Origin of the sequence: Photobacterium kishitanii (assembly GCF_003026355.1) — a bacterium.
Taxonomy (GTDB): domain Bacteria; phylum Pseudomonadota; class Gammaproteobacteria; order Enterobacterales; family Vibrionaceae; genus Photobacterium; species Photobacterium kishitanii.
Genome location: NZ_PYON01000007.1, coordinates 1 through 26,981, shown reverse-complemented (window position 1 = coordinate 26,981; position 26,981 = coordinate 1). Strand labels below are relative to the sequence as shown.

25 protein-coding genes are annotated in these 26,981 nt (G+C 39.5%); 17 read left to right on the top strand and 8 right to left on the bottom strand.

The window, feature by feature from the left end; genetic code table 11:
• Positions 1-69: 69 nt before the first annotated feature.
• On the bottom strand, positions 70-690 hold the full coding sequence (locus C0W29_RS09755) for an L-threonylcarbamoyladenylate synthase (protein ID WP_045041614.1): 621 nt from the start codon (positions 688-690) through the stop codon (positions 70-72).
• Positions 687-1,580 carry an RNase RNM gene (rnm, locus tag C0W29_RS09750; RefSeq protein ID WP_036795351.1) on the bottom strand — a complete coding sequence of 298 codons (894 nt, stop codon included), beginning with the start codon at positions 1,578-1,580 and terminating at the stop codon, positions 687-689. The genes C0W29_RS09755 and rnm overlap by 4 nt, the downstream gene beginning before the upstream one ends.
• Positions 1,581-2,073: 493 nt before the next feature.
• On the opposite strand from rnm, the gene C0W29_RS09745 reads away from it, so the two are divergent.
• From C0W29_RS09745 to gspS2, 11 genes are all read left to right on the top strand, one after another.
• Positions 2,074-3,666: an anthranilate synthase component 1 gene (locus tag C0W29_RS09745; protein WP_045044350.1), complete on the top strand. Its 1,593-nt coding sequence runs from the start codon at positions 2,074-2,076 to the stop codon at positions 3,664-3,666.
• Positions 3,667-3,676: 10 nt separating this feature from the next.
• Positions 3,677-4,306, top strand: a complete 630-nt coding sequence (locus C0W29_RS09740) for an aminodeoxychorismate/anthranilate synthase component II (protein ID WP_045041615.1) — start codon at positions 3,677-3,679, stop codon at positions 4,304-4,306.
• Between the two features lie 11 nt (positions 4,307-4,317).
• Positions 4,318-5,328: an anthranilate phosphoribosyltransferase gene (gene trpD / locus C0W29_RS09735; protein WP_036795353.1), complete on the top strand. Its 1,011-nt coding sequence runs from the start codon at positions 4,318-4,320 to the stop codon at positions 5,326-5,328.
• A gap of 2 nt (positions 5,329-5,330) precedes the next feature.
• A complete protein-coding gene (gene trpCF / locus C0W29_RS09730) occupies positions 5,331-6,731 on the top strand; it encodes a bifunctional indole-3-glycerol-phosphate synthase TrpC/phosphoribosylanthranilate isomerase TrpF (protein WP_045044349.1) in 1,401 nt (466 codons plus the stop codon).
• Positions 6,732-6,733: 2 nt separating this feature from the next.
• The gene (gene trpB / locus C0W29_RS09725) at positions 6,734-7,924 is read left to right on the top strand and encodes a tryptophan synthase subunit beta (protein WP_045044348.1); all 1,191 of its coding nucleotides are present in this window, start codon (positions 6,734-6,736) and stop codon (positions 7,922-7,924) included.
• Positions 7,924-8,730 carry a tryptophan synthase subunit alpha gene (gene trpA / locus C0W29_RS09720; protein ID WP_036795357.1) on the top strand — a complete coding sequence of 269 codons (807 nt, stop codon included), beginning with the start codon at positions 7,924-7,926 and terminating at the stop codon, positions 8,728-8,730. The genes trpB and trpA overlap by 1 nt, the downstream gene beginning before the upstream one ends.
• A 408-nt stretch (positions 8,731-9,138) precedes the next feature.
• Entirely contained in the window at positions 9,139-10,383 is a 1,245-nt protein-coding gene (locus C0W29_RS09715) for a dicarboxylate/amino acid:cation symporter (protein ID WP_080895312.1), read from the top strand.
• Positions 10,384-10,500: 117 nt separating this feature from the next.
• Complete coding sequence (locus tag C0W29_RS09710) at positions 10,501-11,040, top strand: septation protein A (protein ID WP_036795361.1); 540 nt, start codon at positions 10,501-10,503, stop codon at positions 11,038-11,040.
• 13 nt (positions 11,041-11,053) lie between these two features.
• Positions 11,054-11,455: an acyl-CoA thioester hydrolase YciA gene (gene yciA / locus C0W29_RS09705; RefSeq protein ID WP_036795362.1), complete on the top strand. Its 402-nt coding sequence runs from the start codon at positions 11,054-11,056 to the stop codon at positions 11,453-11,455.
• A gap of 171 nt (positions 11,456-11,626) precedes the next feature.
• On the top strand, positions 11,627-11,926 hold the full coding sequence (locus C0W29_RS09700; protein ID WP_036795365.1) for a YciI family protein: 300 nt from the start codon (positions 11,627-11,629) through the stop codon (positions 11,924-11,926).
• A gap of 19 nt (positions 11,927-11,945) precedes the next feature.
• Positions 11,946-12,347, top strand: a complete 402-nt coding sequence (gene gspS2 / locus C0W29_RS09695) for a type II secretion system pilot lipoprotein GspS-beta (protein ID WP_036795366.1) — start codon at positions 11,946-11,948, stop codon at positions 12,345-12,347.
• Between the two features lie 73 nt (positions 12,348-12,420).
• Here the strand turns inward: gspS2 and sbmA are convergent, their stop codons facing one another.
• The 4 genes from sbmA to C0W29_RS09675 all read right to left on the bottom strand — a co-directional run bounded on the left by sbmA (position 12,421) and on the right by C0W29_RS09675 (position 15,748).
• A complete protein-coding gene (gene sbmA, locus C0W29_RS09690; protein WP_052671541.1) occupies positions 12,421-13,422 on the bottom strand; it encodes a peptide antibiotic transporter SbmA in 1,002 nt (333 codons plus the stop codon).
• A gap of 265 nt (positions 13,423-13,687) precedes the next feature.
• Entirely contained in the window at positions 13,688-14,629 is a 942-nt protein-coding gene (locus C0W29_RS09685; protein WP_045044347.1) for a class I SAM-dependent methyltransferase, read from the bottom strand.
• Between the two features lie 89 nt (positions 14,630-14,718).
• Positions 14,719-14,922 (bottom strand): hypothetical protein, encoded by a 204-nt coding sequence (locus C0W29_RS09680; RefSeq protein WP_036795368.1) that lies wholly within the window; start codon positions 14,920-14,922, stop codon positions 14,719-14,721.
• 139 nt (positions 14,923-15,061) lie between these two features.
• Positions 15,062-15,748, bottom strand: coding sequence for a TIGR01621 family pseudouridine synthase (locus tag C0W29_RS09675; RefSeq protein WP_036795370.1), 687 nt, complete (start codon positions 15,746-15,748; stop codon positions 15,062-15,064).
• Between the two features lie 300 nt (positions 15,749-16,048).
• On the opposite strand from C0W29_RS09675, the gene cls reads away from it, so the two are divergent.
• A complete protein-coding gene (cls, locus tag C0W29_RS09670; protein ID WP_036795371.1) occupies positions 16,049-17,509 on the top strand; it encodes a cardiolipin synthase in 1,461 nt (486 codons plus the stop codon).
• 90 nt (positions 17,510-17,599) lie between these two features.
• On the opposite strand, the gene yiaY is transcribed toward cls, so the two are convergent.
• The gene (gene yiaY, locus C0W29_RS09665) at positions 17,600-18,748 is read right to left on the bottom strand and encodes an L-threonine dehydrogenase (protein ID WP_045041623.1); all 1,149 of its coding nucleotides are present in this window, start codon (positions 18,746-18,748) and stop codon (positions 17,600-17,602) included.
• A gap of 455 nt (positions 18,749-19,203) precedes the next feature.
• On the opposite strand from yiaY, the gene C0W29_RS09660 reads away from it, so the two are divergent.
• Positions 19,204-21,594, top strand: a complete 2,391-nt coding sequence (locus C0W29_RS09660; RefSeq protein ID WP_045044346.1) for a GH92 family glycosyl hydrolase — start codon at positions 19,204-19,206, stop codon at positions 21,592-21,594.
• A gap of 128 nt (positions 21,595-21,722) precedes the next feature.
• Here C0W29_RS09660 and C0W29_RS09655 read toward each other — a convergent pair whose 3' ends face one another.
• Entirely contained in the window at positions 21,723-22,994 is a 1,272-nt protein-coding gene (locus C0W29_RS09655) for a DEAD/DEAH box helicase (RefSeq protein ID WP_045044345.1), read from the bottom strand.
• Positions 22,995-23,216: 222 nt separating this feature from the next.
• Between C0W29_RS09655 and C0W29_RS09650 the strand changes: the two genes are divergently transcribed.
• From C0W29_RS09650 to C0W29_RS09635, 4 genes are all read left to right on the top strand, one after another.
• Positions 23,217-23,480 (top strand): hypothetical protein, encoded by a 264-nt coding sequence (locus C0W29_RS09650; protein ID WP_045044344.1) that lies wholly within the window; start codon positions 23,217-23,219, stop codon positions 23,478-23,480.
• Positions 23,481-23,663: 183 nt separating this feature from the next.
• Positions 23,664-24,365 (top strand): hypothetical protein, encoded by a 702-nt coding sequence (locus C0W29_RS09645; RefSeq protein WP_045044343.1) that lies wholly within the window; start codon positions 23,664-23,666, stop codon positions 24,363-24,365.
• A 54-nt stretch (positions 24,366-24,419) separates the two neighbouring features.
• Positions 24,420-25,571 (top strand): copper amine oxidase, encoded by a 1,152-nt coding sequence (locus C0W29_RS09640; protein WP_045044342.1) that lies wholly within the window; start codon positions 24,420-24,422, stop codon positions 25,569-25,571.
• Positions 25,572-25,608: 37 nt separating this feature from the next.
• Positions 25,609-26,781: a copper amine oxidase gene (locus C0W29_RS09635; protein WP_045041629.1), complete on the top strand. Its 1,173-nt coding sequence runs from the start codon at positions 25,609-25,611 to the stop codon at positions 26,779-26,781.
• Positions 26,782-26,981 lie beyond the last annotated feature (200 nt).

Here is a 26,981-nt window from a genome sequence, read left to right as displayed (position 1 = left end):
CACAAACAATGAGATACGTTTATAAAAATGCATATTATCGCAATACAATTACAGGTAAATTAAACTGTTTTATTCAAACGGTGTAATATCACCAGCACCGACACGTACAATATTGATATCACCATCACTAAAATCGATAACAGTGGTTGGTTGCTCACCAAGATATCCACCATGCATAATTAAATCGACGGCGTGCTCTAATTGATCACGAATTTCATCCGGATCGGCTTCCGTCGTATCTTTACCCGGTAAAATTAAACTGGTCGACATCATTGGCTCGCCTAACGCTTCTAACAACGCCAAGGCGATATTGTTATCAGGAACACGAATACCGATCGTTTTACGCTTAGCATTCATCAATCGGCGTGGTACTTCTTTAGTACCTTTAAAGATAAATGTATACGCGCCAGGGGTATTATTTCTTAATAAACGAAAGGCAATATTATCAACACGGGTATAAAGCGACAACTCAGATAAATCACGGCATAACAGCGTAAAGTTATGCTTATCATTTAAACGTCGAATTTTGCAAATACGCTCAAGTGCCTGTTTGTTTTCCATTTGACAACCCAAGGCATAACCTGAATCTGTTGGATAAACAACAACACCACCATTTTTAATAATCTCAACAGCTTGACTTATTAAGCGTGCTTGAGGTGTTTCTGGGTGTACATAAAAAAATTGACTCATTTATCCTCCTTCGAGGTAGATAACTCAGCAGTTATTTCTACCTCTACTCGCTTTTTCTCTACCGTCCAATCTTGCCACAGCGGTGACACATCTTTTGGTAACCACAAGTTACGGCCTAATTCAGTCCACGGTGATGGATAATGAAAATCAGACCCTTGTGAGGCGAGTAAATTATATTGGATGGCGTAATCCCCAAAGGTACGTCGTTCTTGCGGTGCTTGTTGAGGTTGAGCAACTTCAATACCATCACCTCCCGCTTCAATAAAGTGTTGAATTAAACGCTTTATCCATTTTGCCGTCATTTGATAACGACCGGGATGTGCAATAACTGCTTGACCACCAGCAGCATGAATCACGGTGACGGCATCAGCAATGGAACACCAACTAGGTGGTACATAACCGGGATTGCCACGGGTTAAGAATTTCTTAAACACCGCTTGCATAGTTTTGGCATAACCTTGTTCAACCAACCAACGAGCAAAATGCGCACGTGTAATCGATGCGTCACCCGCCAATGCCATTGCGCCTTCAAAAGCACCTGGCATTTTGTTTTTCTCTAATCGTGCGCCAATCTCTTTTGCACGTTCAAGTCGATGTGCAGCTTGAGCGTTAATAAATGAAATTAACTCAGGATGATTGGGATCTATATTAAGCCCAACGATATGAATATCAAAGTTTTGCCACACTGTTGATATCTCAATACCATTAATTAATGTGATCGGTAATTGTTCTTGCTCGATAACTGCATGTGCTTGTGCAAGCCCATCAATTGTATCGTGATCAGTAATTGCCAACACATCAACCCGCATTTCAACGGCACGTCGAACAAGATCTTGCGGCGATAAGCGGCCGTCTGACGCTGTAGTATGACAATGTAAATCAAACAACATAACTTTACTTCTTGACTTTGTTTTTATGAACTAGTTTACTAGTACGTAATTACTAGGCAATGATGGTCAGTTGCAATAACCTAACCTTTAGCTAGTTTAAACCAATTCACTGCTATACACCTCGATAAACCTTGGATATAGCAGCAGACAAATAGGATAACGTCATGTTACAGCAAATTAGTACACAACAATCGACTTTATTCATGACCTGTTGGTGGCATTGTTACGTATGGGAAGTGTGAAATTCAGTAACAATCTGCAGTTTCACATTAGCCCGTTATTATATCGGGCTTTTTTTGGGCTATAACGCAGCTAAAAACAACATCCCAATATATTGATTATTATAAATTTGACCAAAACAATGTGCAAAAAACATATTGTTAATAATTGTAGGTAAAAGTAAAAAACTAGTCTTGCTCAAATGCTTAGTTTACGCCACTATCGAACAATGAAAGCAGGATTGCTATTTTGTACAAACGGCAGGGAGAACGCTGTGAATACTAACTCGATTGGATCTCATCCTTATAACGCGACAGCACTAGCCCAACATCAGATTGAATTACTAAATTTAGATGTAGCATATATTGCTGACCCAACTGACGTTTATTATACGCTTTGTGGCGATAGTCCTTGCCATCTACTATTAGAATCGGCCGAGGTCGATTCTAAGCAAGATCTGAAAAGCTTGCTCTTAATTGATGCAGCAATACGCATTGTCTGTCGTGGAAAAACTGTTGTATTAGAACCCCAGTCAGACAATGGTCGCCAGTTATTACGCGCACTAAAAACACATCTCAAGCCTGATATTGAAGCGACTTATTGTGCTGATAACTTACAGTTACAATTTCCAAATCACGATCAACTTTTAGATGAAGATAGTCGCCTACGTCAAACATCATCTTTTGATGCATTACGTCTGATTCAACAAGCCTTTGATACTGATAACCACCCTCGGGATGCGTTATTTATTGGTGGTTTATTTGCCTATGATTTAGTGGCTGACTTTGAACCTCTCGCAGCCGTTGATAGCGATAATAACTGCCCTGATTACATTTTCTATATCGCCGAAACGTTATTGATCATCGATCACCAACGTCAACAAGCCCACTTACAAGCGACCATTTTTGATAATAGTACACCACAGGTTTACGACCAGCTTCAGCAACGTTTAGAGACACTAAAAACCCGTTGCCAAAATCCGCAAACGTTACCAACACCAGAACCTGTTGCTGCATGTGAACCTCACACCAGTATTAGTGATGACGCTTTTAGCCAAACAGTGGCAGATCTCAAACACTTTGTTATTCGTGGTGATGTTTTTCAAGTAGTTCCTTCGCGTCAATTTACTTTGCCATGCCCATCACCGCTTAACGCTTATAAGGCATTAAAAATAGGTAATCCAAGTCCATACATGTTTTATCTACATGATACTGATTTTACCTTATTTGGTGCATCACCAGAAAGTGCCTTAAAGTATTGCTCTGAGTCCAATCAAGTTGAAATTTACCCAATCGCAGGTACTCGTCAACGGGGTAAAAACAGTGATGGCTCAATCAATTTAGATCTCGATACTCGCATCGAATTAGAACTGCGTTGTGATACTAAAGAGAACGCCGAACACATGATGCTCGTTGATTTGGCTCGTAATGATATCGCGCGTATTTGCCAAGCAGGTAGTCGCCACGTTGCCGATCTATTACATGTTGACCGCTATAGCCATGTAATGCACCTCGTATCACGAGTGGTTGGTCAATTACGTCATGATCTAGATGCCCTTCATGCTTACCAAGCCTGTATGAACATGGGCACTTTAACTGGCGCCCCTAAAATTAGAGCCATGCAGCTTATTCGTGATGTTGAACAGCGTCGACGCGGTAGTTATGGCGGCGCAGTTGGCTATATCACTGGTCATGGCGATATGGATACCTGCATTGTGATCCGTTCAGCGTATGTTGAAAACGGAATTGCCAGTGTGCAGGCTGGAGCGGGGGTCGTCTACGACTCAATACCGCAAGCTGAGACCGACGAAACCAGAAGCAAAGCACAAGCCGTTATCAATGCTATTCGTAGTACCCATCAAGGTTAAGGAGCACAGTATGACCATTAAAAATAGTCACCATAATCCCCATATTGTTCTACTCGATAACTTTGATTCTTTTACCTATAACCTTGTTGATCAATTTCGTAGCCTCGGTTTCCCGGTAACCGTTTATCGTAATAACCTATCAGCGCAGCACATCGAACACGCATTACTTGAACATGAGAATCCAGTGTTAGTGTTATCACCAGGTCCCGGTGCTCCGGCTGATGCTGGGTGCATGCCAGCCCTTATTCAATCGGTTAAGGGTAAAATTCCGATACTGGGGATTTGTCTTGGTCATCAAGCGATTGTCGAAGCTTATGGTGGTCAAGTCGCTGGCGCTGGCGATATTGTTCATGGTAAAGCTGCAATGATGACCCATAATCAACATCCTGTTTTTGGTCAGCTCGCAAGCCCATTAGCCGTGGCCCGTTATCACTCATTAGTTGCTACTGAAGTACCAACAGAACTTAAAACGATTGCTACTGCAAATGGACTGGTGATGGCCGTTATCAATGAACACGATAAAGTCTGTGGCTTTCAATTTCACCCTGAATCAATCCTCACAACCCAAGGCGCAGAGCTACTCACTCACACACTGGCTTGGGTGATGGCGTCACCTACAGAATGCCAAAATAACCATTAAGGAAGATGATTATGAACGCTATTATTTCTGATATTGCTGAGAAGCTTTATGCTCAACAACCTCTAAGCCAAGCAGAAAGCCATACCCTGTTTGATGCCATTATTAATGGCGAGGTTGAACCTATTATATTATCAGCAGTATTAACTGCATTAAAAATCAAAGGTGAAACACCGGATGAAATTGCAGGAGCCGCAAAAGCGCTAGTGGAGAATGCCAATCCTTTCCCTCGTCCTGATTATGATTTTGCTGATATTGTCGGCACCGGTGGCGATGGGGCTAATACCATTAACATTTCAACCACTGCCGCATTTGTAGCAGCAGCTTGTGGCGTTAAAGTCGCTAAACATGGTAATCGTGGCGTTTCAAGTAAATCAGGTTCATCTGATTTACTCGATAAGTTTGGTATCAACTTAGCAATGCCAGCTCAAACAGCGCGCCAAGCATTAGATGAGCTCGGAGTCTGTTTTTTATTTGCTCCTCAATATCACGGTGGTGTACGCCATGCAATGCCGGTACGACAAACATTAAAAACTCGCACTATTTTCAATGTATTAGGACCATTAATTAACCCTGCCAAACCTAATATTGAATTAATGGGGGTTTACGATAATGCTTTAGTGCGTCCTATTGCTGAAACCTTAGCAACCATGGGATTAAAACGCGCAGCTGTTGTGCATGGCAGTGGCCTTGATGAAGTCGCGATTCATGGTGAAACCCATGTTGCTGAAATCATTGATGGTGTTATTACCGAATATACTCTCACTCCTGCTGATTTCGGGCTTAACAGTTACCCTTTAGAAGCTATTCGCGGTGGGGAACCAAAAGAAAATCAAGCCATTATCAAAAATATTCTAACGGGTAAAGGGACACCGGCTCAAGAAGGTGCGATCGCAGTAAATGTCGCACTATTACTGCGCCTTTTTGGTCAACAAGATCTTAAAGCAAATACTCAACAAGCCATTGCCGCTATGCGTTCAGGCAGCGCTTATCAATTAGTACAACAACTGGCCGCACGAGGTTAATTATGGAAACAGTACTTACTAAAATTATTGCGGATAAAAAGATATGGGTTGATGCGCGTAAAGAAGCCCAACCACTTGCCAGTTTTCGCCATCAGCTAACCCCAAGTGATCGTGATTTTTATCAAGCGCTAAACAACACTGACGATAATAATGTTCGCCGCCCTGCTTTTATTCTTGAATGTAAAAAAGCCTCGCCATCTAAAGGCTTAATCCGTGAAGATTTTGATTTAGATTATATTGCAACTGTCTATAACCAATACGCCAGTGCTATCTCAGTACTCACTGATGAAAAATACTTTCAAGGTAATGTCGAATTTTTACCCAAAGTACGTAGTCAGGTTAAACAGCCGATCTTGTGTAAAGACTTTATGATTGATAGCTACCAAGTCTATTTAGCACGCCATTATCAAGCTGATGCTATTTTACTGATGCTATCGGTACTGGATGACGATCAATACCAAACCCTTGCAGCCGTTGCTGAATCGCTACAATTAGGTATTTTAACTGAAGTCAGTAATGAAACTGAACTGACACGCGCCATCAATCTTAAAGCGAAAGTTGTCGGCATTAATAACCGTAACTTACGCGACCTCACTATTGACTTAAATCGTACTAAGCAACTTGCACCTGATCTCCCTGAAGGTACGATTGTTATCTCTGAATCAGGAATTTATACCCATCAGCAAGTACGTGAACTATCACATTATGCTAACGGCTTTTTAATTGGTAGTTCATTAATGGCTGCTGATAACCTTGATCTCGCGGTACGCAAAGTATTATTTGGTGAGCATAAAGTCTGCGGCTTAACGTCAACCGAAGATGCAAATGAAGTCTACCAGCAAGGGGCAACTTATGGCGGTTTAATTTTCGTACCATCATCACCGCGTTATATCAGCATCGTTCAAGCGGCAGCTATCGTTACTTCTGCACCGCTAGGTTTTGTCGGCGTATTCCAAAATAGTCCACTCACTGAAGTTATAACGATCGCCACAAAATTAGCACTCACAGCAGTACAATTACACGGTAATGAGTCACCACAATATATTAATCAGTTACGTAAAAAGCTGCCCATTGATTGTCAAATATGGAAAGCGCATGCCATTACCGATAGCGTCCCTGATATCAGCCTCTGGCCAGCTGATAAACACCTTTTTGACAGTAAAGTTGAAGGGAAAAGTGGCGGTACTGGCGTCAGCTTTGATTGGTCACTGATTACCACTACTGACAAATCAAACTGTTTACTCGCTGGTGGACTGACCCCTGATAATGCACACCATGCTGCATCACTGGGTTTTAGTGGCTTAGATTTAAATTCAGGTGTTGAAACAGCCCCCGGTAAAAAAGATCCCCAGAAATTAGCAGCAGCCTTTGCGGCAATCAAACACATTAAGGAAGATAAATAATTATGAGTAAATTGAATGCCTACTTTGGTGAGTTTGGTGGCCAATATGTCCCCCAAATTTTAGTGCCAGCGCTAGATCAACTCGAAGATGCTTTTATTGACGCCCAACAAGATCCACAGTTTCAGCAACAATTTATGAGCCTATTAAAAGAATATGCTGGCCGACCAACAGCATTAACGTTGTGTCAAAATTTAACTCAAGGCACAAACACTAAACTTTACCTTAAACGTGAAGATCTTCTTCATGGTGGAGCACATAAAACCAACCAAGTATTAGGCCAGGCATTACTTGCCCAGCGAATGGGGAAAAAAGAAATTATCGCTGAAACAGGTGCTGGTCAACACGGCGTTGCAACAGCACTCGCTTGTGCACTACTGGGATTAAAATGTCGTATTTATATGGGAGCAAAAGACATTGAACGCCAAAGCCCCAATGTCTTTAGGATGAAATTAATGGGAGCGAAAGTAATCGCCGTCCATTCAGGATCAGCAACCTTAAAAGATGCTTGTAATGAAGCAATGCGTGATTGGTCAGCCAGTTATGATACAGCCCATTACCTATTAGGCACCGCGGCTGGACCACATCCATTTCCAACCATAGTACGCGAGTTTCAAAAAATCATTGGGGAAGAAACGAAAACCCAAATTATTGCTAAAGAAAGCCGTTTACCTGATGCCGTTATTGCATGTGTCGGCGGTGGCTCAAATGCCATTGGTATGTTTGCTGATTTTATCGAAGAAAGTAATGTCCGTTTAATTGGGGTTGAACCAGCAGGCAAAGGATTAGACACAGACATGCATGGCGCACCGCTTAAACATGGCAAACTTGGTATTTTCTTTGGTATGAAAGCCCCGCTAATGCAAGATGAACATGGCCAAGTTGAAGAGTCATATTCTATTTCTGCAGGGTTAGATTTTCCATCTGTTGGACCACAACACGCACATCTAAATGCGATTGGTCGTGCAGAATATGGTGCAGTTACTGATGACGAAGCATTAGAGGCGTTTCAATTACTAGCTCGTAAAGAAGGTATTATTCCAGCCCTAGAGTCAGCTCATGCACTCGCTTACGCATTAAAAATGATTGCCGACGAACCACAAAAAGAACAATTGCTGGTGGTCAACCTGTCAGGTCGTGGTGATAAAGATATCTTCACTGTCCATGATATTTTAACGGCGAAAGGAGTTTTATAATGGATCGCTATCACAACCTATTTACTCAACTTAGCGCCCGTAATGAAGGGGCTTTTGTACCGTTTGTAACTCTTGGCGATCCAACGCCACAGCACTCAATGGATATTATTGATACCTTAGTGGCCGCAGGTGCAGATGCATTAGAATTAGGTATTCCCTTTTCTGATCCTCTTGCTGATGGACCAACGATTCAAGGTGCAAACATTCGCGCGCTTGCTGCTAAAACCACTCCAACAATCTGTTTTGAAATGCTAACCAAGATTCGAGCTAAGTATCCTGAATTACCTATCGGTTTACTGATGTATGCTAACTTAGTGTTTGCCTCTGGTATCGATAATTTTTATCGTCGCTGTGCTGACGCGGGAGTTGATTCAGTGTTAATTGCCGATGTGCCCGTTAATGCTTCACATGAATTTAGAATGGCAGCAGAAGTACATGGTATTCACCCTATTTTTATCGCTCCACCTAACGCTGACACAGAAACTTTAAAAACAGTATCAGAACTTGGTGGTGGTTATACTTACCTGCTTTCACGAGCAGGAGTAACAGGTGCAGAAACGAAAGCTGAAATGCCAATTGAACCTCTTTTAGCCTGCTTAAAATCACATAACGCACCGCCAGCATTATTAGGTTTTGGGATTTCAACCCCAGCCCAAGTTCAAGCTGCAATTAAAGCTGGCGCAGCAGGGGCAATTTCAGGATCAGCCGTCGTCAATATTATCGAACACAACTTACAGGATCAAAGTGAGATGCTTAATGCATTAAGTCACTTTGTCACCCAGATGAAATTAGCAACACGCTTCTAATTTATTATCACAATAGTCACCAACCTTTTTTGGTGACTATTGTTGCCTATGCTCACAAGTCTCGACTGATCGGCCCCATCGTTAACAATGAAACACTCTGTTAACAATAAATCACACCTGATTCACCCAACATACTTACCCCAGCTAATAAATATCAATAAACCCCTCATGTTTTATTATTTAAATTTCAACATCTGCTCAAAACATTCCAATGATAATAATTTGTATCTTCATAAAATACATAATAATCATCAGTAAAATAATCATTTATATATTGCCAACATATCCCCTTCAGTGTAAAAGACACACCAAATATACAAAATAACAATAACAGCAACATTTGAAACAAATAAAAACAAACCAACAACATCGCTAAAGTGTCATCTCGATATCACAGGGGTATATATCGTGTTAAAAAATAAAAAATTGTTAAATAATATCGGCATACAAGTCGTTATAGCAATGATCATCGGTACGATTGTCGGCATCATAATGGGACATGATGCAGTAATGTTTGCGCCGCTTGGTAGTCTTTTCATCCATCTTATTAAAATGCTAGTTATACCTTTAGTTGCTGTCGCTATTATTTCAGGTGCTGCAAGCTTAGGTAGTAGCCATGCCGCCGGTAAAATAGGTGTCACAACATTAGCTTTTTTCGGAATAACGTCGGCACTTGCGGTCGCATTAGCGCTTGTGATGGGGGTAGTATTCCAACCAGGAACTGGGGTTGATTTATCTGGTGTTGAAGGAATGTTTGCCAACACTTATGCCGATAAAGGAGCATTACCTTCGTTCTGGGCAACCATTTTAGGTATGATCCCAACTAATATCTTTCACTCCTTAAATGAAGCTAATATCCTTCAAATTTTGGTTTTTTGCTTATTTTTTGGCATTGCACTTTCTAAGCTAGAACTAGAACGTCGCCAACCATTAATTAACGGCATAAATGCTATTGTAGATGCAATGGTATGGATGATTAACGTTGTAATGAAGTTTGCACCTATCGGTGTGTTTGGTTTAATGGCTGATGCGATCGGTACTTTTGGATTCAGCGCGCTAACTGTCGTACTAAAACTATTTACTGTTTATGTTGCCGCTATTTTGATCTATGGCTTTATTGGTTACCCAATAATGATCAAGCTGTTCTCAAAAACTTCACCGCTTAAATTTCTTTCAGCAATGAAAAAGCCCCAAGCAGTAGCATTATCTACAGCATCATCAATGGCAACATTACCCGTTACGATGGAAACATGTGAAGAAGATCTCGGCGTTAAAAACTCAACCGCTTCATTTGTATTACCGCTAGGTGCCACTATTAATATGAGTGGTAATGCTATTTACTATGGTTTAGTTGCTGTTTTCTTTGCTCAAATTTTCAATATTGAACTGGGTATGAGTGCTTATATTGCTATCATTGTCACCTCAACCATCGGTGCTATTGGCCAAGCAGGTGTACCAGGACCATCATTCTTAGTGGTTGCTGTACTTCTTTCTGCTGGTATTCCGATTGAAGGTTTACCATTATTATTTGCGCTTGATCGTATCTTTGACATGATTCGTACCGCACTCAATATTACTGGTGATGCGGCATGTGCCGTAATTATTGATAGTTTATATGAAGATCAACAACAACCAGTTGCAGTAACATCATAATAGTCACTACTCATTTTACAATATAATCAATAGCTACTTAGGCAACTAAGTAGCTTTTTTTCATTCAAGGCTTGGAACGGGTATACTCTGGTTAATTCTTTTTAATGAGCCGTACCAATGAAGCAACTGATAGAGTTTATTCCATTACTGATCTTTTTTGTGTTATTTAAAACCAATGGTATTTTTGTCGCCACAGGTGCGTTGATTGTGACGACGGCAATCCAACTGATCGTTACGTGGATTATCTATAAAAAACTAGAAAAAATGCAGATAATTACCTTTGTTATGGTCGCCATTTTTGGTGGTTTGACTCTTATTTTACATGATGAAAACTTCATTAAATGGAAAGTTACTATTATCTATGGCCTATTTGCACTCGCACTGCTAGTTAGCCAACTAATGCGCAAACCATTGATTAAATCGATGCTTGGTAAAGAAATGACCCTACCAGATAACGTTTGGTTACGTATCAATATGGCATGGACAGTATTTTTTGTTGTTTGTGCTATTGTAAACATTTATATTGCATTCAATTTCCCGCTTGATATTTGGGTGGATTTCAAGGTATTTGGTTTACTAGCGTTAACGCTACTATTTACCTTAGCCACGGGTGGCTATATTTATCGCCACTTACCTAAAAGCCCTGATGATAAATAAAGTTGTATAACCGATGACTACTGAAAACAATATCCCTCGTGGACAGCTTTTACTGCGTACATTAGCAATGCCTGCCGATACCAATGCAAATGGTGATATTTTTGGTGGTTGGATCATGTCACAATTGGATCTTGCAGGAGCTATTTTAGCTAAAGAAATTTCTCGTGGCCGCGTGGTTACTGTTTCTGTTGATAAGATAGAATTTAAAGCGCCAGTTGGCGTAGGTGATGTTGTTTGTTGCTACGGTGAATGTAAGCGTATCGGTAATACATCAATGAGTGTGGGTCTTGAAGTATGGGTGAAAACCGTTGCTGTCGATGGCGTAGGTGAACGTTACCGCGTTTGTGAAGCGACATTTAATTATGTTGCGATTAATAGCGAAGGCCGTCCTCGTAAAATTGAAGTCCCGCAGTAACCTCCCCCCTAATACACTCAATTAACATAAGCACTAACTAAGGTTGGTGCTTTTTATTATTTACCTAAATCTACTTGTCCACTCTCAATATTTAGTTAGTATGATGGCATACTAAAAACAGTACGAAAAATGATTCGTTACTTTCACCCAACAAAATAGGGAATGCCGACTATGTGGTATGTGATTTTTTCTCAAGATGTTGAAAATAGCCTAGAACGCCGTATGAGCGTGCGTGAGCAACATTTAGCTCGCCTAAAAGAACTTCAGCAACAAGATCGCTTATTGGTAGCTGGGCCAATGCCAGCTATTGATAGTGAAAACCCTGGTGAAGCTGGTTTTACTGGTTCCACTGTTATTGCTGAGTTTGACTCATTAGCACAAGCACAACAATGGGCCAATGAAGATCCTTACATTGATGCAGGTGTTTACGCAAATGTGATCGTCAAGCCCTTTAAAAAAGTCTTACCTTAAATATATTCAGGATCAACTTGTGAACCTAACTAAAACAAAAAAATGGCTTGTCGCAGCAGCTGGCTTATTCATCCTTGGGGGCTGTGCTTCACATGACCAACAGATGGTTGCGGAGTCACTCGCTCAGTCACGAGCGGCAGCAATTGATAGCAAAGCACCCTATCCTAAAATTGATGCTTACCAAATTACTCAAGCTTATGCGAGTAAGAATATTGTAAAAATCAATATCATCTATGGTGGCAATGGCCGTATAAAACCAACAACAGCAATTGAAACAGCCAGTGCTAATTACTGCCATAATGCAGAGCTAATACCATTGTTTAAGCATGGCGTTAATTATTTAATTACCATCCGTGATATCAGTGGACGCCAATTAGTATCACAAACTATTTCAGAAAAATATTGTGACTCTCTGAAATAATCACATTATACAATATAAAAAGCCCTACCTATTTATTATTATTGATTAGGGCTTTTTATATCATCTCAATAAACTAATCAACAGGCACGCTTTCAACACTAATCGCATCATTAATCTGCACTTCAAATGCTCTCAATCTTTTATAAATAGACATTAATTCAACAATAGTACTCCATGAATGTACTAAAAATTGAAACGAATCTTCTACTTTACCAAAGGCTCTTAATATCTGCTGTAATACTCCAAGTGTTAGTACACCTGAAACAATTGCCGGCCCCAGTGCAATATAAGGTACAATCACGGTATATTGGATATAAGACCACTTCGCGATATCAAAATATAAGTAGTGCCGATAAAGATTAAAGTAATTTTTTCGTACATTAAGAAATAGGTCTTTAACCGTTTCAGGCTCTGCACGCTGTGGATTATCTTCACCGAAGACCAATTCTTTACGGTAAGCCGCTTCTACTTTTTGATTTTTAAATTCTAACCCCGGTAAACGAATACCTACAATCGCCAATAACACCGTCCCGAATAACGCCGAAATAATCGCTAAGTAAACCAACGAGCGATCAACACTGCCAATCCAAGGTAGCTCGGTTATATTTTCACTTAGAGTCCATAAAATAGGTAAAAATGCGAATAAGGTCATCAAAGATCGCATAAAACTAACACCTAGACTTTCGACAATACGTGCAAAGCGCATAGTATCTTCTTGAACTCGTTGTGATGCCCCCTCAATATGATTAATTTTATCCCAATGTTTCATGTAATAGTTATTCATCGCAGTACGCCAACGAAAGACATAATGACGAACAAAGAAATCCAGAATAACGGCAATAATAATATACACCGATACAATATTGAAAAACTCAATACAGCCAGCAAGAAACTCATCAAACGTCACTGCATTAGGTTTGGCTAATGCCTTTTGAATAAGATCATAAAAACTACCAAACCATTCATTCACTTCTACATCTATCTGCACTTTGTACCAAGTGACATATAAAATAACGGCACTACCGACAATCGACCATAAAAACCAGCGTCGATCTAAAAAGAACGATTTAAACATTGGCACACATCCTTAATGTATTATATTAAGTGCAACCCTTGCACTAATAACTGAATCAATTAACTTTCTTTTTAATCTACTAATTTGAGTATTTGTCACTGCCCTCAAAAACGCAACAAACTAACAGCAATAAATCTCATATAACTTATTATAATAAAAAGATTACTACTAAAATGAGGCAAAAAAAATCCCTTATATACTCTTAGCCTGAGTGGCTAGAATCAATAAGGGATAATTATTTTATAGTGTATTTAAAACAGTAAACTTAACTACGTCGCTCAAAGATTAAGGCTTTAAGCCCACCTTCAGGCTCAATTTCATTAAACTCAGGTGGGTTATCTAATCGTTGGGTAAACACCATATCAGGCGCTTCGGTTGCCATACCATCAATAAGAAACTGACTGGTTAACGCCGGATCATTCACACAGGCTAATACAACACCTTCAGTAGTTAATAACTCAGGTAAGCGACGTAAAATCTTTTGGTAATCTTTAGTAAGCGCAAAACTGCCTTTTTGGAATGATGGCGGATCAATGATAATTAAATCATAAGGTCCCATTTTGCGTACTTTACCCCATGATTTAAATAACTCATGGCCTAAAAAGCTGACTTTCTTTAAATCATGGTTATTTAAATGGTGATTATCCCGTCCACGGCTTAATGCTGCTTTAGCCATATCAAGGTTAACCACATATTCTGCGCCACCAGCAATAGCTGCCACAGAAAAACCACAAGTATAAGCAAATAAGTTAAGTACTCGCTTACCTGCCGCATGCTCGCGCACCCAATCACGGCCATAACGCATATCCAAAAATAAACCGTTATTTTGATTTCGACCTAAATCTAGCTTGTAAGTTAGACCACTTTCGATCACATCTTGATAGTCAGAGCTTTGTCCCCATAGCACATCCATCGGTGAGCCTTGACGAGCACGATGCTGTAACAATAAAGAGTGGGCGCCGCTTGCTTCCCAAGCATCTGTTTGCGTTAACCTTGTTAACACATCAATTAACACCGACATAAAATCAGCATCAGGTTCTTTAAATAAGGAAACCAGTACTTGACCTTGAAGCCAATCAACGGTGATTTGTTCAAGCCCTTGCCAACAGCGACCACGACCATGAAATAATCGGCGCACTTCTGACGGTGGCATTGCTAAAGCCGTTAATAAATGGGCTTCTAATGTAGGTAGAGCACTAATTTCCATAACATCATTCAAATATAGTCAATTAAGGCGGCTATTCTATACGTTGCGCTTCAGAATACCAACCACAGCCCAAATAGAATAATTAACTACTAATGTTTAGCGCGTAATACATATTCACTCGAATAAGATATCAGGCTCGTTGAATGTAAGGTAAGTGTTGCTGATGATAGAAAATGACGAGGAGTAGTTTCAGGTAATAATAAATGTTGTTGAGCACGATTGCGTCGATGATGTGATTGACGTTTTTGTTGAGAAACTCGCATTTTAAGCGTACGTGAATGAGTACTGCGCATTGTAAACCTCTAACTAATACATTCTCTACACGTATTATAATTTATCAATACTAAAAAGAAATCCACATCCGCCTTTTACCAATCAATTGCTGATAATATCCACAGTTAAGCCTTAACTGCAGATATTTAATGCAGATCTTTATTTTTTATGCGCTAAAATGGGCCATGCTTGACTCCAAGGATGCTGCCATTCTGTTAATGCTTGTCGTGCTTCCACTGTTGACCATAATTGTCCAACGCTCGGTGGGCATAAAAATTGTTGTAATTCACCTTGATATGGAAAACGCAAACCATAAGCGTGTAAATAACCACGATCAGCAGCTTCATTACCATAAATATCATCACCAGTAATACCAGAGCCGACACTGCGTAACGCAACTCGAATTTGATGAGTTTTACCAGTATGAGGTTTACATAAGAATATCCGTCGTCCTTCTCCAGCAGCAGCAGAAAAGAACTGAGTGATTGCAGGATTTACTGTTGTTGTTTCTAGTTTCCAGCTACTACGACGCGAACGAGTCATATCACCAATCACTACACCTTGTTTTTTCTTTGGTTTTTTAGTGCCTATGGCGATGTAAAACTTTTCAACTCGACGCTCTGCAAAATTAGCACATAATGCTGCAGCGGCTGTTTTATTACGTCCAAGCAGTAACAATCCTGATGTCATTTTATCAAGTCGGTGAATTAAATATAACTTCTCATCACCTGTTTGTGCGGCAACAGCAGCCAGTAGTGGCTGTTCATTATCGTCTTTATGAACACTGATCCCTGGATGTTTATTAATGACTAAAAAATCCGAATGCTGGTAAACAAGATCAAACATAATCGCAAATAACGCCTTTACAAAACAAAGATGGCGCGAGTATAACCAGTCACTAAAAAAAGAACAGCCTTGAAGATTATATTATTTATTATCACTAAAAGTAATCATTCTCAAATATCGTCAACCCGATACTATCGGTTTAATTATTACTCTCTGTTTACCCTGCAAAGTGGTAACCCCCCCTCAAAAATAGCCTTGATTATTCGACATAAGCACTAAACAACAGTGAATATTAGGTTTTTTTTCGATTTCAATGCAATATATGTACAAATTGTATTTATATATTGATGAAGTCATTCGATGGAACAGTTTTATCAAATCTTAACGTGGATTGGCATTTTCGCCTATTGGCTGTTAATTGCAGCTGTCACTATGCGTGTGGTCTTCAAACGCCGAGCCGTTGGCGTTTCTCTCGCATGGATGATGATTATTTATATCGTCCCTATTGGTGGTGTTATTGCCTACCTGTTATTCGGCGAACTTAATCTCGGTAAAAAACGGGCGGAACGTGCTCGCGAAATGTTTTTTCCTTTTGCTAGCTGGTTTCAATGCCTCACTGAATGCCCAGGCCACCAGCCACAAAATATGAGTGATGTGGCAAAACCGATTAGCGATCTATGTGAGAATAGACTTGGATTACCTGGATTAGTCGGTAATCACCTCTCATTAAAATCATCAACTGATGAAATTTTACGAGCACTTATTACAGATATTAATAATGCCCAACATGCCATTCATCTAGAATTCTATATCTGGAATCCAGGTGGTCTTGCTGATGAAGTCGGTGTCGCCCTGATCCAAGCCGCTAAGCGCGGCATTAAAATTAGAATATTGCTCGATTCCGCAGGCAGCATGCGCTTCTTTCGTTCTCATTGGCCAAAGCTTATTCGTGGTGCGGGGATTGAGTTAGTAGAAGCTCTCGCGGTATCACCATTTAGAATGTTCTTACGCCGTTTAGATTTACGTCAACACCGCAAAATCGTGGTTATTGATGACAATATTGCTTATACCGGTTCAATGAACTTGGTTGATCCTGCCTTCTTTAAAGTTGATGCAGGTGTCGGCCAATGGGTTGATGTCATGGTTCGAATCAGCGGCCCAACTGTTTCAGTACTTAATTGTATTCAGGCATGGGATTGGGAAGTAGAAACTGGACAGCGTTTTTTACCGCCATTACCTGCTTGCAAAATACCAGCAGAAGATAAGCCCTATTATGATACGGTGCAAGTGATCCCCTCAGGCCCAGGTATGCCCGATGATATTATTCATCAAGTATTGTTATTAAGTATTTACCAAGCAAAGAAAAGTATTGTCATTACCACCCCTTACTTTGTGCCGAGTGAACACTTATTACATGCGATGAAAGGCGCGGCAGAACGTAATATTGAGGTTCATATTGTACTACCAAAGAAAAATGATTCGACGATGGTTGAATGGGCCAGTCGTTCTTTCTTCAGCGATTTATTAAAATCAGGGGTACATATTCACCGCTTTCATGGTGGCTTATTACATACGAAATCCGTCGTCATTGATGATACTCATTGCTTAATCGGTACGGTTAACCTTGATATGCGCAGTTTGTGGCTCAATTTTGAAGTAACAATGGCAGTTGATAACCTTGAGTTCACTCATAAACTGAGCCAACTGCAACAAAATTACATTGCAAACTCAGAACCTGTCGATAAAGATCAATGGGAAAAACGTTCAGTACGTAATAAGTTTGGTGAGCGTTTCTTCTACATGTTTAGTCCACTGTTATAACCATCAAAAAACAGCATTAACCCCTTATAAAAAAACGCCTCAATCATGAGGCGTTTTTTATTTGCACAGGTAGAATTTAACCTCTAACTATTACATTGCATCCATGAAGATTTGTGAAATTTCTTCATGCGTTGCTTGCTTAGGGTTAGTAAAACCGCAAGCATCTTTTAGTGCATTATCAGACAATAGTGCGACATCTTCAGCTTTTACATTAAGCTCTTTTAAACCCGTAGGAATACCCACATCTTTAGATAGCGTCATGATTGCGTCAATGGCAGCAGCGGCACCTTGTTGTGGTGTCATTGCATCAACATTAACGCCCATAGCCGCAGCAACGTCGCGTAAACGCTCAGGACACACTTGCGCGTTATAACGCTGAACATGCGGTAATAACACGGCGTTACATACCCCATGTGGTAGATTATAAAAGCCACCTAATTGGTGCGCCATTGCGTGAACATAACCTAATGATGCGTTGTTAAATGCCATACCTGCCATAAATTGCGCATAGGCCATTTGCTCACGCGCATGAAGATTTTGACCTTCTTTAACTGCGGTACGTAAGTTCGCTTCAATCAATTCAATTGCTTTAATTGCAACAGCATCAGTGATTGGGGTTGCAGCAATTGAAACATAAGCTTCAATCGCATGAGTTAGTGCATCCATACCTGTTGCTGCAGTTAATGACGCTGGTTTCGCTAACATCAATTGAGGATCATTAACGGACATTAACGGCGTGGTGTTTTTATCCACTATTGCCATTTTGATATGACGCGTTTCATCGGTAATAATACAGAATCGAGTCATTTCAGACGCAGTACCAGCAGTCGTGTTAATAGCCACTACAGGTAACTGTGCTTTCGCTGAACGATCAACACCTTCGTAGTCACCAATTTGACCACCATTAGCTGCAAGTAATGCAATACCTTTTGCACAATCATGAGGTGAGCCACCACCTAATGAAATAACAAAGTCACAGCCGTTATCTTTTAACAGAGATAAACCTTGATCAACATTCGTAATAGTTGGGTTTGGTTGAGTACCATCATAAACAACAGACTCAATATCACGCTCAGTCAATAACACCGCAACTTGCGTTACCACACCTATTTCATTTAATACTTTATCAGTAACTATTAATGCTTTTTTAAAGCCATGAGCCTTAACTGCATCCGCTGCTGCTGTTAAACAACCAGCCCCCATAAAGTTAACCGTTGGAATATAAAATGCACTACTCATAATAACTTACCTTAATTTTTAAATATTCATTATCAAATATGTCTTATCCTATAAAACAGCTTTAACTAATGACACTCTCCTAAAATACGCTTTCAGTATTTTTACGCCTTTGGTGATAAGATCTATTTGATCTAAAACAAATATTGAAAAAACACTGTAACTTATCTGCAATACTATGAACCTTATCGCAAAAACACTTTTTTATTATTTCCAAGCAGAAACAATATCATTCATTGAGGAAACATAATTACCTCTAAAAACAGCATGAAGCAGTATCACATTTCAATTTAATCGGTACAAAAGTCCAGTAAATGGTCGCTTTATCATCTTACGACAACCGTTATTCCCCCCTACTATGCGGCTAACGCAGCTTATTATTACTCTTAGCGCTTGAGAAGATTCACTCTTGGCCGACGTGAACATTCCTGCACTACATATTTGTTAGGTGGAACATTATGACGTTTAAATTGACTCCAATTGCTATCTCACTGGTATTATCATTAGGTTTATTGGGTTGTAACAACGACAACAATAATCAAGCCCAACCTGAAATTACTCTACCAGCAACACCGATTATAAATATGGCTGTCTTGAAATATATTGATCCTATGATTGGTACCGCAGCCTCTGGGCATACTTTTCCAGGTGCCGTTGTTCCTCGCGGGATGGTGCAATTAAGTCCAGATACTTTTAAAGGCACCAATGCGGATTCTGAAGCAGGTCAAAACAGTTGGCATTCTGCTTCAGGTTACTGGGATGCGAGTGATTATGTTGCAGGGGATATATTTACAACAGATTTGAACATTTATGGTTTTTCCCATACTCATCTTTCTGGCACTGGAGCAACAGATTTAGGTGATATTTTAGTACTACCTTATTCAGATACAGCCAATAGTGAAAATAATACCTTTAATAAAGCAACTGAAGTCGCATCCCCTGGTTACTACTCGGTGGTACTTAACAATGGCAATATAAAAGCCGAATTAACCACAACCACCCGTGTTGGCGTTCATCGCTACACCTATGAGCAAGGTGCTGATCGTAAAATCAAACTCGACCTTGCCCATACACTGGCTGCCAATAATGGTGAATCATTACAAAATCGAGTTGAATTAATCGATGAATACACCATTCGTGGTCGCCGTGTTTCTACAGGTTGGTTCCAAGGCCAAGACATCTTCTTCTATGCGCAATTTAGTCAGCCGATTGCTCATGCGATGATTGCCCGTGACGGTGGCGAAGCAATGGACATGAAGATGGGCGCAGTTTACGGCTCAATCAATAGTCCAAATAAAGAACAAATCACTTATCTTGATTTTGGCAAAGGCGATCAGCCGATTGAAATGCGAGTAGCACTATCACCTGTAGATTGGGAAGGGGCGCAAAAGAACTTAGAAACAGAAACCCCAACCTATAATTTTACTAATGTTAAAACGAATGCAGAACTCGCATGGGCGAAAGAACTAGCGACAGTTCAAGTAAAAGGCGGTTCTGAGGCTGAGAAAACCAACTTCTATACCGCGATGTATCACGCCATGATCGCACCGGTTGAATATCAGGACGTCGACGGCCGTTACCGCGATCTACTCGGCGGTGTTCGCCAAGCAAACGGCTATAAAAACTATTCGGTTTATTCGACATGGGATACATTCCGTGCGGTTCACCCGCTGCTAACTATCACAAACCCGCAGCATGCCACTGACCTAGCCAATGATTTGATCCGTAAATCACAAGAAACAGGATTACTACCTAAATGGGAAGGTTATGGTGAAGAAACTGGTACCATGATTGGCTACCCCGCCACCGCAATTATTGGTGATGCGGTCGTTAAAGGTTTAGATGTTGATGCTCAAGATGCGTTAGAGGCAGCAAAGAAATCGGCTTACTACCGTCCATATAATTTTCCACAAATACCCGATCACACGCTGCAAGCGGTGATGGCTGGTCAACTTAGTTATTACGAACGTGATAAGTGTGTTGGTTTACCAAACTGGAACTCAGTCTCTTACGCATTAGAATTTTCATACTATGACTGGACTATCGGCCAAATGGCAAAAGTGGCCGGTGATGACGCCGCTTATAATGAGTTTAATGATCGCGCCTATTGGTCTTTAAATCATTGGGATAACGAAGCAGGTTTCTTTGTCCCAGTAAAACTTGATAACTGTGAAAAGAAATTTGCTTCTGATGCCTTTAATCCATATAGCTCAGATGCTTATTGGTATACCGAAGGTAATGCATGGCAGTGGCAATGGACCTTTATGCAAGATCTCGACAAGCTAACCGAAATGATGGGTGGCACTGAAGGATTCAATACAAAGCTAAATGACTTATTCACCGCTGATGCCAATGGCGGTGAAAACCACCAAGATATGACAGGCTTTATTGGTCAATACATTCATGGTAACGAGCCATCACACCACGTTATTTACTTGTATAACCGTACTAATGAATCATGGAAAACCCAAGAATACCTCGATAGAGTTTATAAAGAGTTCTATAAGCCAACCCCTGATGGCATCATTGGTAATGAAGATGTGGGTCAGATGTCAGCTTGGTACATTATGTCGGCAATGGGCTTCTATCAAGTCACTCCAACCGATCCAACTTACACTATTGGACGCCCTATTTTTGATGAAGTAAAAATCAAACTACCAGCAGGTGATTTCACGATTACAGCTGAGAATAACAGTAGTGATAATAAGTACGTGAAGTCAGCACAGATCAACGGTAAACCATTAGATATATTTAATAGCTTTGAGCACAGTGAAATCAAAGCAGGTGGAACATTGCACTTTGTAATGACCGCTGATAAATCACAAGCAATGGCAGCACGATTAAAGTAAGTGAGTGGCTTTAAATACCAGCTTTAAACATCGTTATTAGCAATAATGAAAAATCCCTCGCTAGTCATAACGAGGGATTTTTTAATTTAGATGCTTATTGCTGGCGATGATTAATGTAATAATTAGCCCTATGACCAAAAATCATCAACAATGGCTTTGTTTTTACGTTTCTTTTTACCTGTACCTTCAGGTTTTGCCATTGGCTTTTCTACTGCTAATAATGCTTCAGCTTCATCGACTTCAAAACCTGCAACTTGTTCACGTTCAAGTCGAACCTTGTTCTTCTTCTCGATGATCTTAAAATGATGGCTGTCTTCATAATCAATCAAAGATAATGCTAAACCAACTTCACCTGCACGACCACTACGGCCAATACGGTGCATATAATCTGCTGGACTACGTGGTAAATCAAAGTTAATGACTACCGGCAGCTTTTCAATATCAAGACCACGAGCCGCAATATCTGTTGCAATCAATACCTCAATATCACCCAATTTAAATGCTTCCAGCACACGAGTACGTGCACCTTGACCTTTATCACCATGAAAGACTTCGGCACTAATACCACGCTTAGAAAGCTTATCAGCAAGATGTTCACAACTGTTTTTTGCATTTACAAATATAAGTGCTTGGCGCCATTGATTTTCTTTAATTAAATGCGCTAATACTGATGTTTTTTCACCTTTATTAACTGTAAACACGCGTTGTACTAAGGTGCTTGAGTCAACACTTTGTAATTGCAGTTCAACCGGATCGTTAAGTAACTCTTGGGTTAGAGCCTGTACTTGTTCAGGAAACGTTGCGGAGAATAATAGCGTTTGCTTCTTTTTAGGCAACAATGCTAATAATGCTGATAATTCTTCGGTAAAACCAAGGCTTAACATACGGTCAGCCTCATCAAGTACTAACGTTTTTACTTTATCAAGCTTAATAGCATTACTTGAAATCAAATCCAATAATCGACCGGGTGTTGCAACCAAAATATCAGTACCGCCACGCAGTGCCAACATTTGAGTATTTGCAGATACACCACCAAACACCGCTACAGTTTTAATTGCACCGTTAAAATGTACTGCATAAGATTTAATGCTATCAGCAACTTGCTTAGCTAATTCACGAGTAGGCACTAAAACAAGTCCAGCAACATAGTTACCCTTAACGTTTTTACTCTCTAATGATTTAGCTTGATGCAATTGTTGTAATAGCGGCAAGGCAAATGTTGCCGTTTTACCTGAACCTGTATTTGCACCCGCAATTAAATCACGACCGGCTAATACACTTGGAATAGCTTGCGCCTGAATCGGCGTTGGCTGTTGGTATTCCAACTCCGTTAATCGTGCTAGCAAAGGTGAAATAAGGCCAAGTTCAGTAAAGCTGGCTGGTGTTGTCGTTGTGGTCATGAATATAAAGGCTCAAAGCTAAAATAATTAGTTTTATTTTAGCGTATTTAGCCTTCACTCAATAGTGATATCGAATAACCATTACTATGTTCCTAACAAAATCCCCTCTCAGCAATCATCTATTTTTGTGATTACTAACGGTATTTCTAAGTACCATACTGGCTAACACTGCGCTAATCGATAAGTATAACCGCTTAAATCGCAGCCCTATGGAAGCAAACGATGAAGCCAAAACAATTTGAGCGTTGGTCGAAAATCAGAGCGAAAGGTCAGCTTAGCTATGTTATCACTCAAAGTTTAATCCTATCATGCGGTATGTTAATAGGACTCCTCATCGATTTTTATGTCGCCAACTATGATATTAAATTAAGTCTGTTTTTCTATAACAAAATGCCCATCATTATTTTTACTGTTGTATTTACGCCCTTTTTAGTATTACTTTTTTGGTATATACAAGAAGTAAAATTTAAAAATAATCACAACTGAGCTCATCAAAATAAAAATATGCAAATTGATGCCACATCACCATCAATAAATCTATTATCAGTATTACTCACTAACCGTTCTTAAAAATATTAATCTAAAAAATAGCATCTATGCTAGGCTTAAGTAGCGATTCATGTTGCATTACTAAATATACACGCAGTTTATATTGTATAGGTGCCTATGATGCATATTTTAAAATACATAAAGTATCGTGTAATAATCATTTCATTATTCAGTGGATTAAGTCTATTTTTAAGTCATGGCTTATATGCTGTTCCGCTTAATGGTAACGACTTTAACCAAGCTAAATTATTAGTCACGGATAATTCACACCGTTCTGCACATCCCACTTCACGGATAATCAAAATATCAAAACACCGTTCAAATATGTTGGCTAATAATGACAAATGGGTTGATATTTATCGTTATCACTATCCAACAGATACAACAGAAGTTTTAATTTATAACTTGAAAAGTAATGAATTAATTCAATCAAAACGCCACCAAAATCTTCAGCTTTCAGCAACACGTGATGAAATAAAATATGCAACACGCTTACTTGAAAATGATCCAGTTTTCATGAAACAGCTGTCGACAGAATATTATCAACGTTATCATTCTCAATTACCGAGTACAGCCATTCCATTATCCAGTCTACGGGTTAAAGCGGTTATTTTAACCTCGGATAACGTTCACAATCTGCCTCAGTTTAAAAACACCAAGAACTGTGGTTTAAATCGCTGCATTTACTTTTTCTTATCCTCTCTTGAAGCGCCTTATGCCAATGTCACACTAGATACTAAAGCCATCGTTAATTTATCACTAAAGGCGGTAACGGCATTCAATCAATCTCAACGTGAGCATAACCATACTGTGCATCATTAATACATGATGATGTTATGTTTTATTAATACAAACAACTAATTGGGTGGAAGGGCGATGACTTATTGTAAAAAAGCTTATTCGCTACTGATTGTTTTATTATTAACAGTCAGTATTCCGACACAAGCGGCCATGATCTCTGAAAAATATCAATGTCCAAAACAGCAACAAGTGGTCTACAAGTTTGATTCAGGCAATAGCTGGAATTTTTGCTGGATGTGGAGTGAACAACAAGGTCTAAGTTTACATGATCTTAGTTTTTATTCTGCCAAAGAAAATTTAGATATTTATATCGCATCATCCTTACAGCTAAATCAAGTTGAAATGGTTTTAAATGACAATACAACAAATACTGCCCATATTACTCAACATGATAAATCACTATCAACAATAACCGGTAGTTGTAGTAACGGCCAATTATTAACGACGAACGATAACACCCCTCTTATTTGTCTTAGTGAGTCGACACAGGACTTTGCCATGCAATATGAAGAACAATCTCGTCGTCAATATGCCATTGATATTTTCCATATTGTGACTTTAAATAATCATCAGTTTCTCTCTCGTATTCAATTAAATGATGATGGTAGTTTTAGTCCATCAGTGAGTTTTATTACTAATAATGTCACAGACTCAATACCCTATACGGTAAACTATTTTTGGCGAGTTGACTTTGATATTGGCGCAACAGCCAATAATGATACTGTTGAAGAGTTTCGTTCAAAAATACGTCAGGGGCGTAAAGGTCGACAAATTCATACCTTTACCTTTAACAAACCGAATGAATTCAACAAACAATATGATCGTATAAAAATGAAAAGCTGGCGTATACTCGATAAGCAAATACGTAATGATTACAGCATGCGTTCGTCTTATCATATATTTCCACTTAACCATAATGTGTTTGAGCGCGATCCTAAGCGTCCATGGACGAAAGCTGATGTATTCTTCACTAATTACAATGACTGCGAAACAAAGGCCATTGCTAACCACTCCCTAAACTGTGCGAGCAATATTGCAAAGATGACCAATGGCGAAAAGCTTGAAGATGTTGTAGCTTGGATAAGATTGACCGCCCACCATACTCCACCCTATAACAACAATGCTGATTTAGCACCGATATGGCAATACTTCACTGTCTATCCTCGAGATATCTATAGTCAGAATCCTAATATTCCAGATATAGATATGCCACAACCAGTCAATTAAATATGAAATCAATCGCTATTAATATAGAGAGGATATTATGTTTACATCAATGCGATTTTGGATAATCAGTTTTGTTATTGCGTTACCTTGTTTGTTTTTACAACCAGCATATGCCTGCACTGCGGCAGATGATAACTATATCCATGAAAACTTCACTAATGGTGCCCAATGGTCAATGTGCTGGGAATTTAACGATGATGAAGGTATTTATTTAACCGATATTACTTATACTCCACCTGATAGTAATACCCCCTTTCGAGTGATCAATGAGGTTAATATTGCTCAGATATTTGTACCCTATGATAATGGACAAGATAGGTTTCATGATGTGACAACTTATAGCTTTGGTGACGGTATTATTGCTATTAAACCGCAAAATTGTGCTAATGGTAAACTAACCACGGTAAGTACTATGTATGAAGACATACGAGGGCTCTGTCAACGGAAAGTCTTAGATACCACGATCAACTCAGTTATAGGAACACCAAGCACCAGTGAGCACCTATTACTGTTTTCATCTCATCAAGTTGGAGCATACAACTATATTCCAGAATGGAAATTCTATAACAATGGCATGATCGAATTTGCTATTGGTGCTACAGGTGCATTAGAAACAATTGTGAATATTCATAATAATCCCGATCGAGAAAAGAAATACCGTAAACTAGGTTGGAAAATAGATAACAAAACAGTGGGTGTTTCACATGTTCATAATTATTTTTGGCGGATTGATTTTGCATTAGGTGATAATGAAAACGACGATATTGTTAAAATCGTCCAATATAAGAAGCAAGGCAATAAAATAATCGCCAAATGGCGTGATGTTGTTGTTGAATCACGTTTTAATAACAAAGCAGAAAATAATCGTGGCTGGCTAATTCAAGAAAATGTCAATTCCAATAAAAGCTACCATGTACAACCAGGAGACTCTGGCCACCGTTTTGTCGGAATCAAAAAGAAAGAAGCCTTTACTCGTAATGATTTATACATCACGAAAGATGTCGCTTGTGAACGTTATGCTTCACAAAACTATGCTTGTAACAATAAAAAACAGTTGTCTGATTTTGTCCAAAGTAATGCATCAATCGAAAATAAAGATATTGTGGTTTGGTATAGCTTAAGCCTACACCACATCCCTCGCGGTGAGGAGTCACCTGAAATGGATATGCATAGAAATAGCTTCAAGCTAATTCCTAAAAACCTCTATTAATGATGGTAATGATTTTATTCAGATGTAAAAAAGCCGCTAATTTTCATTAGCGGCTTTTTTGAATGTCGCGGAACAGCTTTGAGGATTAGTGGATTTGAACCCTAACTACAATTTACTCATCGCACTATTAAATACCAATAAAAACAGCAATAACGCGCTAATAATCGATTCCCTATCAGCGCTCGTACTTCACGATAGGA

Coding starts and splice junctions, on each gene's coding strand:
- rnm (WP_036795351.1), bottom strand. CDS start 1,580: ATGTTGTTTGATTTACATTGTCATACTACAGCGTCAGACGGCCGCTTA.
- trpB (WP_045044348.1), top strand. CDS start 6,734: ATGAGTAAATTGAATGCCTACTTTGGTGAGTTTGGTGGCCAATATGTC.
- sbmA (WP_052671541.1), bottom strand. CDS start 13,422: ATGTTTAAATCGTTCTTTTTAGATCGACGCTGGTTTTTATGGTCGATT.
- C0W29_RS09685 (WP_045044347.1), bottom strand. CDS start 14,629: ATGGAAATTAGTGCTCTACCTACATTAGAAGCCCATTTATTAACGGCT.
- C0W29_RS09650 (WP_045044344.1), top strand. CDS start 23,217: ATGAAGCCAAAACAATTTGAGCGTTGGTCGAAAATCAGAGCGAAAGGT.
- C0W29_RS09675 (WP_036795370.1), bottom strand. CDS start 15,748: ATGTTTGATCTTGTTTACCAGCATTCGGATTTTTTAGTCATTAATAAA.
- yciA (WP_036795362.1), top strand. CDS start 11,054: ATGACTACTGAAAACAATATCCCTCGTGGACAGCTTTTACTGCGTACA.
- trpD (WP_036795353.1), top strand. CDS start 4,318: ATGAACGCTATTATTTCTGATATTGCTGAGAAGCTTTATGCTCAACAA.
- trpA (WP_036795357.1), top strand. CDS start 7,924: ATGGATCGCTATCACAACCTATTTACTCAACTTAGCGCCCGTAATGAA.
- trpCF (WP_045044349.1), top strand. CDS start 5,331: ATGGAAACAGTACTTACTAAAATTATTGCGGATAAAAAGATATGGGTT.
- C0W29_RS09740 (WP_045041615.1), top strand. CDS start 3,677: ATGACCATTAAAAATAGTCACCATAATCCCCATATTGTTCTACTCGAT.
- C0W29_RS09680 (WP_036795368.1), bottom strand. CDS start 14,922: ATGCGCAGTACTCATTCACGTACGCTTAAAATGCGAGTTTCTCAACAA.
- C0W29_RS09655 (WP_045044345.1), bottom strand. CDS start 22,994: ATGACCACAACGACAACACCAGCCAGCTTTACTGAACTTGGCCTTATT.
- C0W29_RS09660 (WP_045044346.1), top strand. CDS start 19,204: ATGACGTTTAAATTGACTCCAATTGCTATCTCACTGGTATTATCATTA.
- C0W29_RS09640 (WP_045044342.1), top strand. CDS start 24,420: ATGACTTATTGTAAAAAAGCTTATTCGCTACTGATTGTTTTATTATTA.
- cls (WP_036795371.1), top strand. CDS start 16,049: ATGGAACAGTTTTATCAAATCTTAACGTGGATTGGCATTTTCGCCTAT.
- C0W29_RS09755 (WP_045041614.1), bottom strand. CDS start 690: ATGAGTCAATTTTTTTATGTACACCCAGAAACACCTCAAGCACGCTTA.
- yiaY (WP_045041623.1), bottom strand. CDS start 18,748: ATGAGTAGTGCATTTTATATTCCAACGGTTAACTTTATGGGGGCTGGT.
- C0W29_RS09710 (WP_036795361.1), top strand. CDS start 10,501: ATGAAGCAACTGATAGAGTTTATTCCATTACTGATCTTTTTTGTGTTA.
- C0W29_RS09645 (WP_045044343.1), top strand. CDS start 23,664: ATGCATATTTTAAAATACATAAAGTATCGTGTAATAATCATTTCATTA.
- C0W29_RS09635 (WP_045041629.1), top strand. CDS start 25,609: ATGTTTACATCAATGCGATTTTGGATAATCAGTTTTGTTATTGCGTTA.
- C0W29_RS09700 (WP_036795365.1), top strand. CDS start 11,627: ATGTGGTATGTGATTTTTTCTCAAGATGTTGAAAATAGCCTAGAACGC.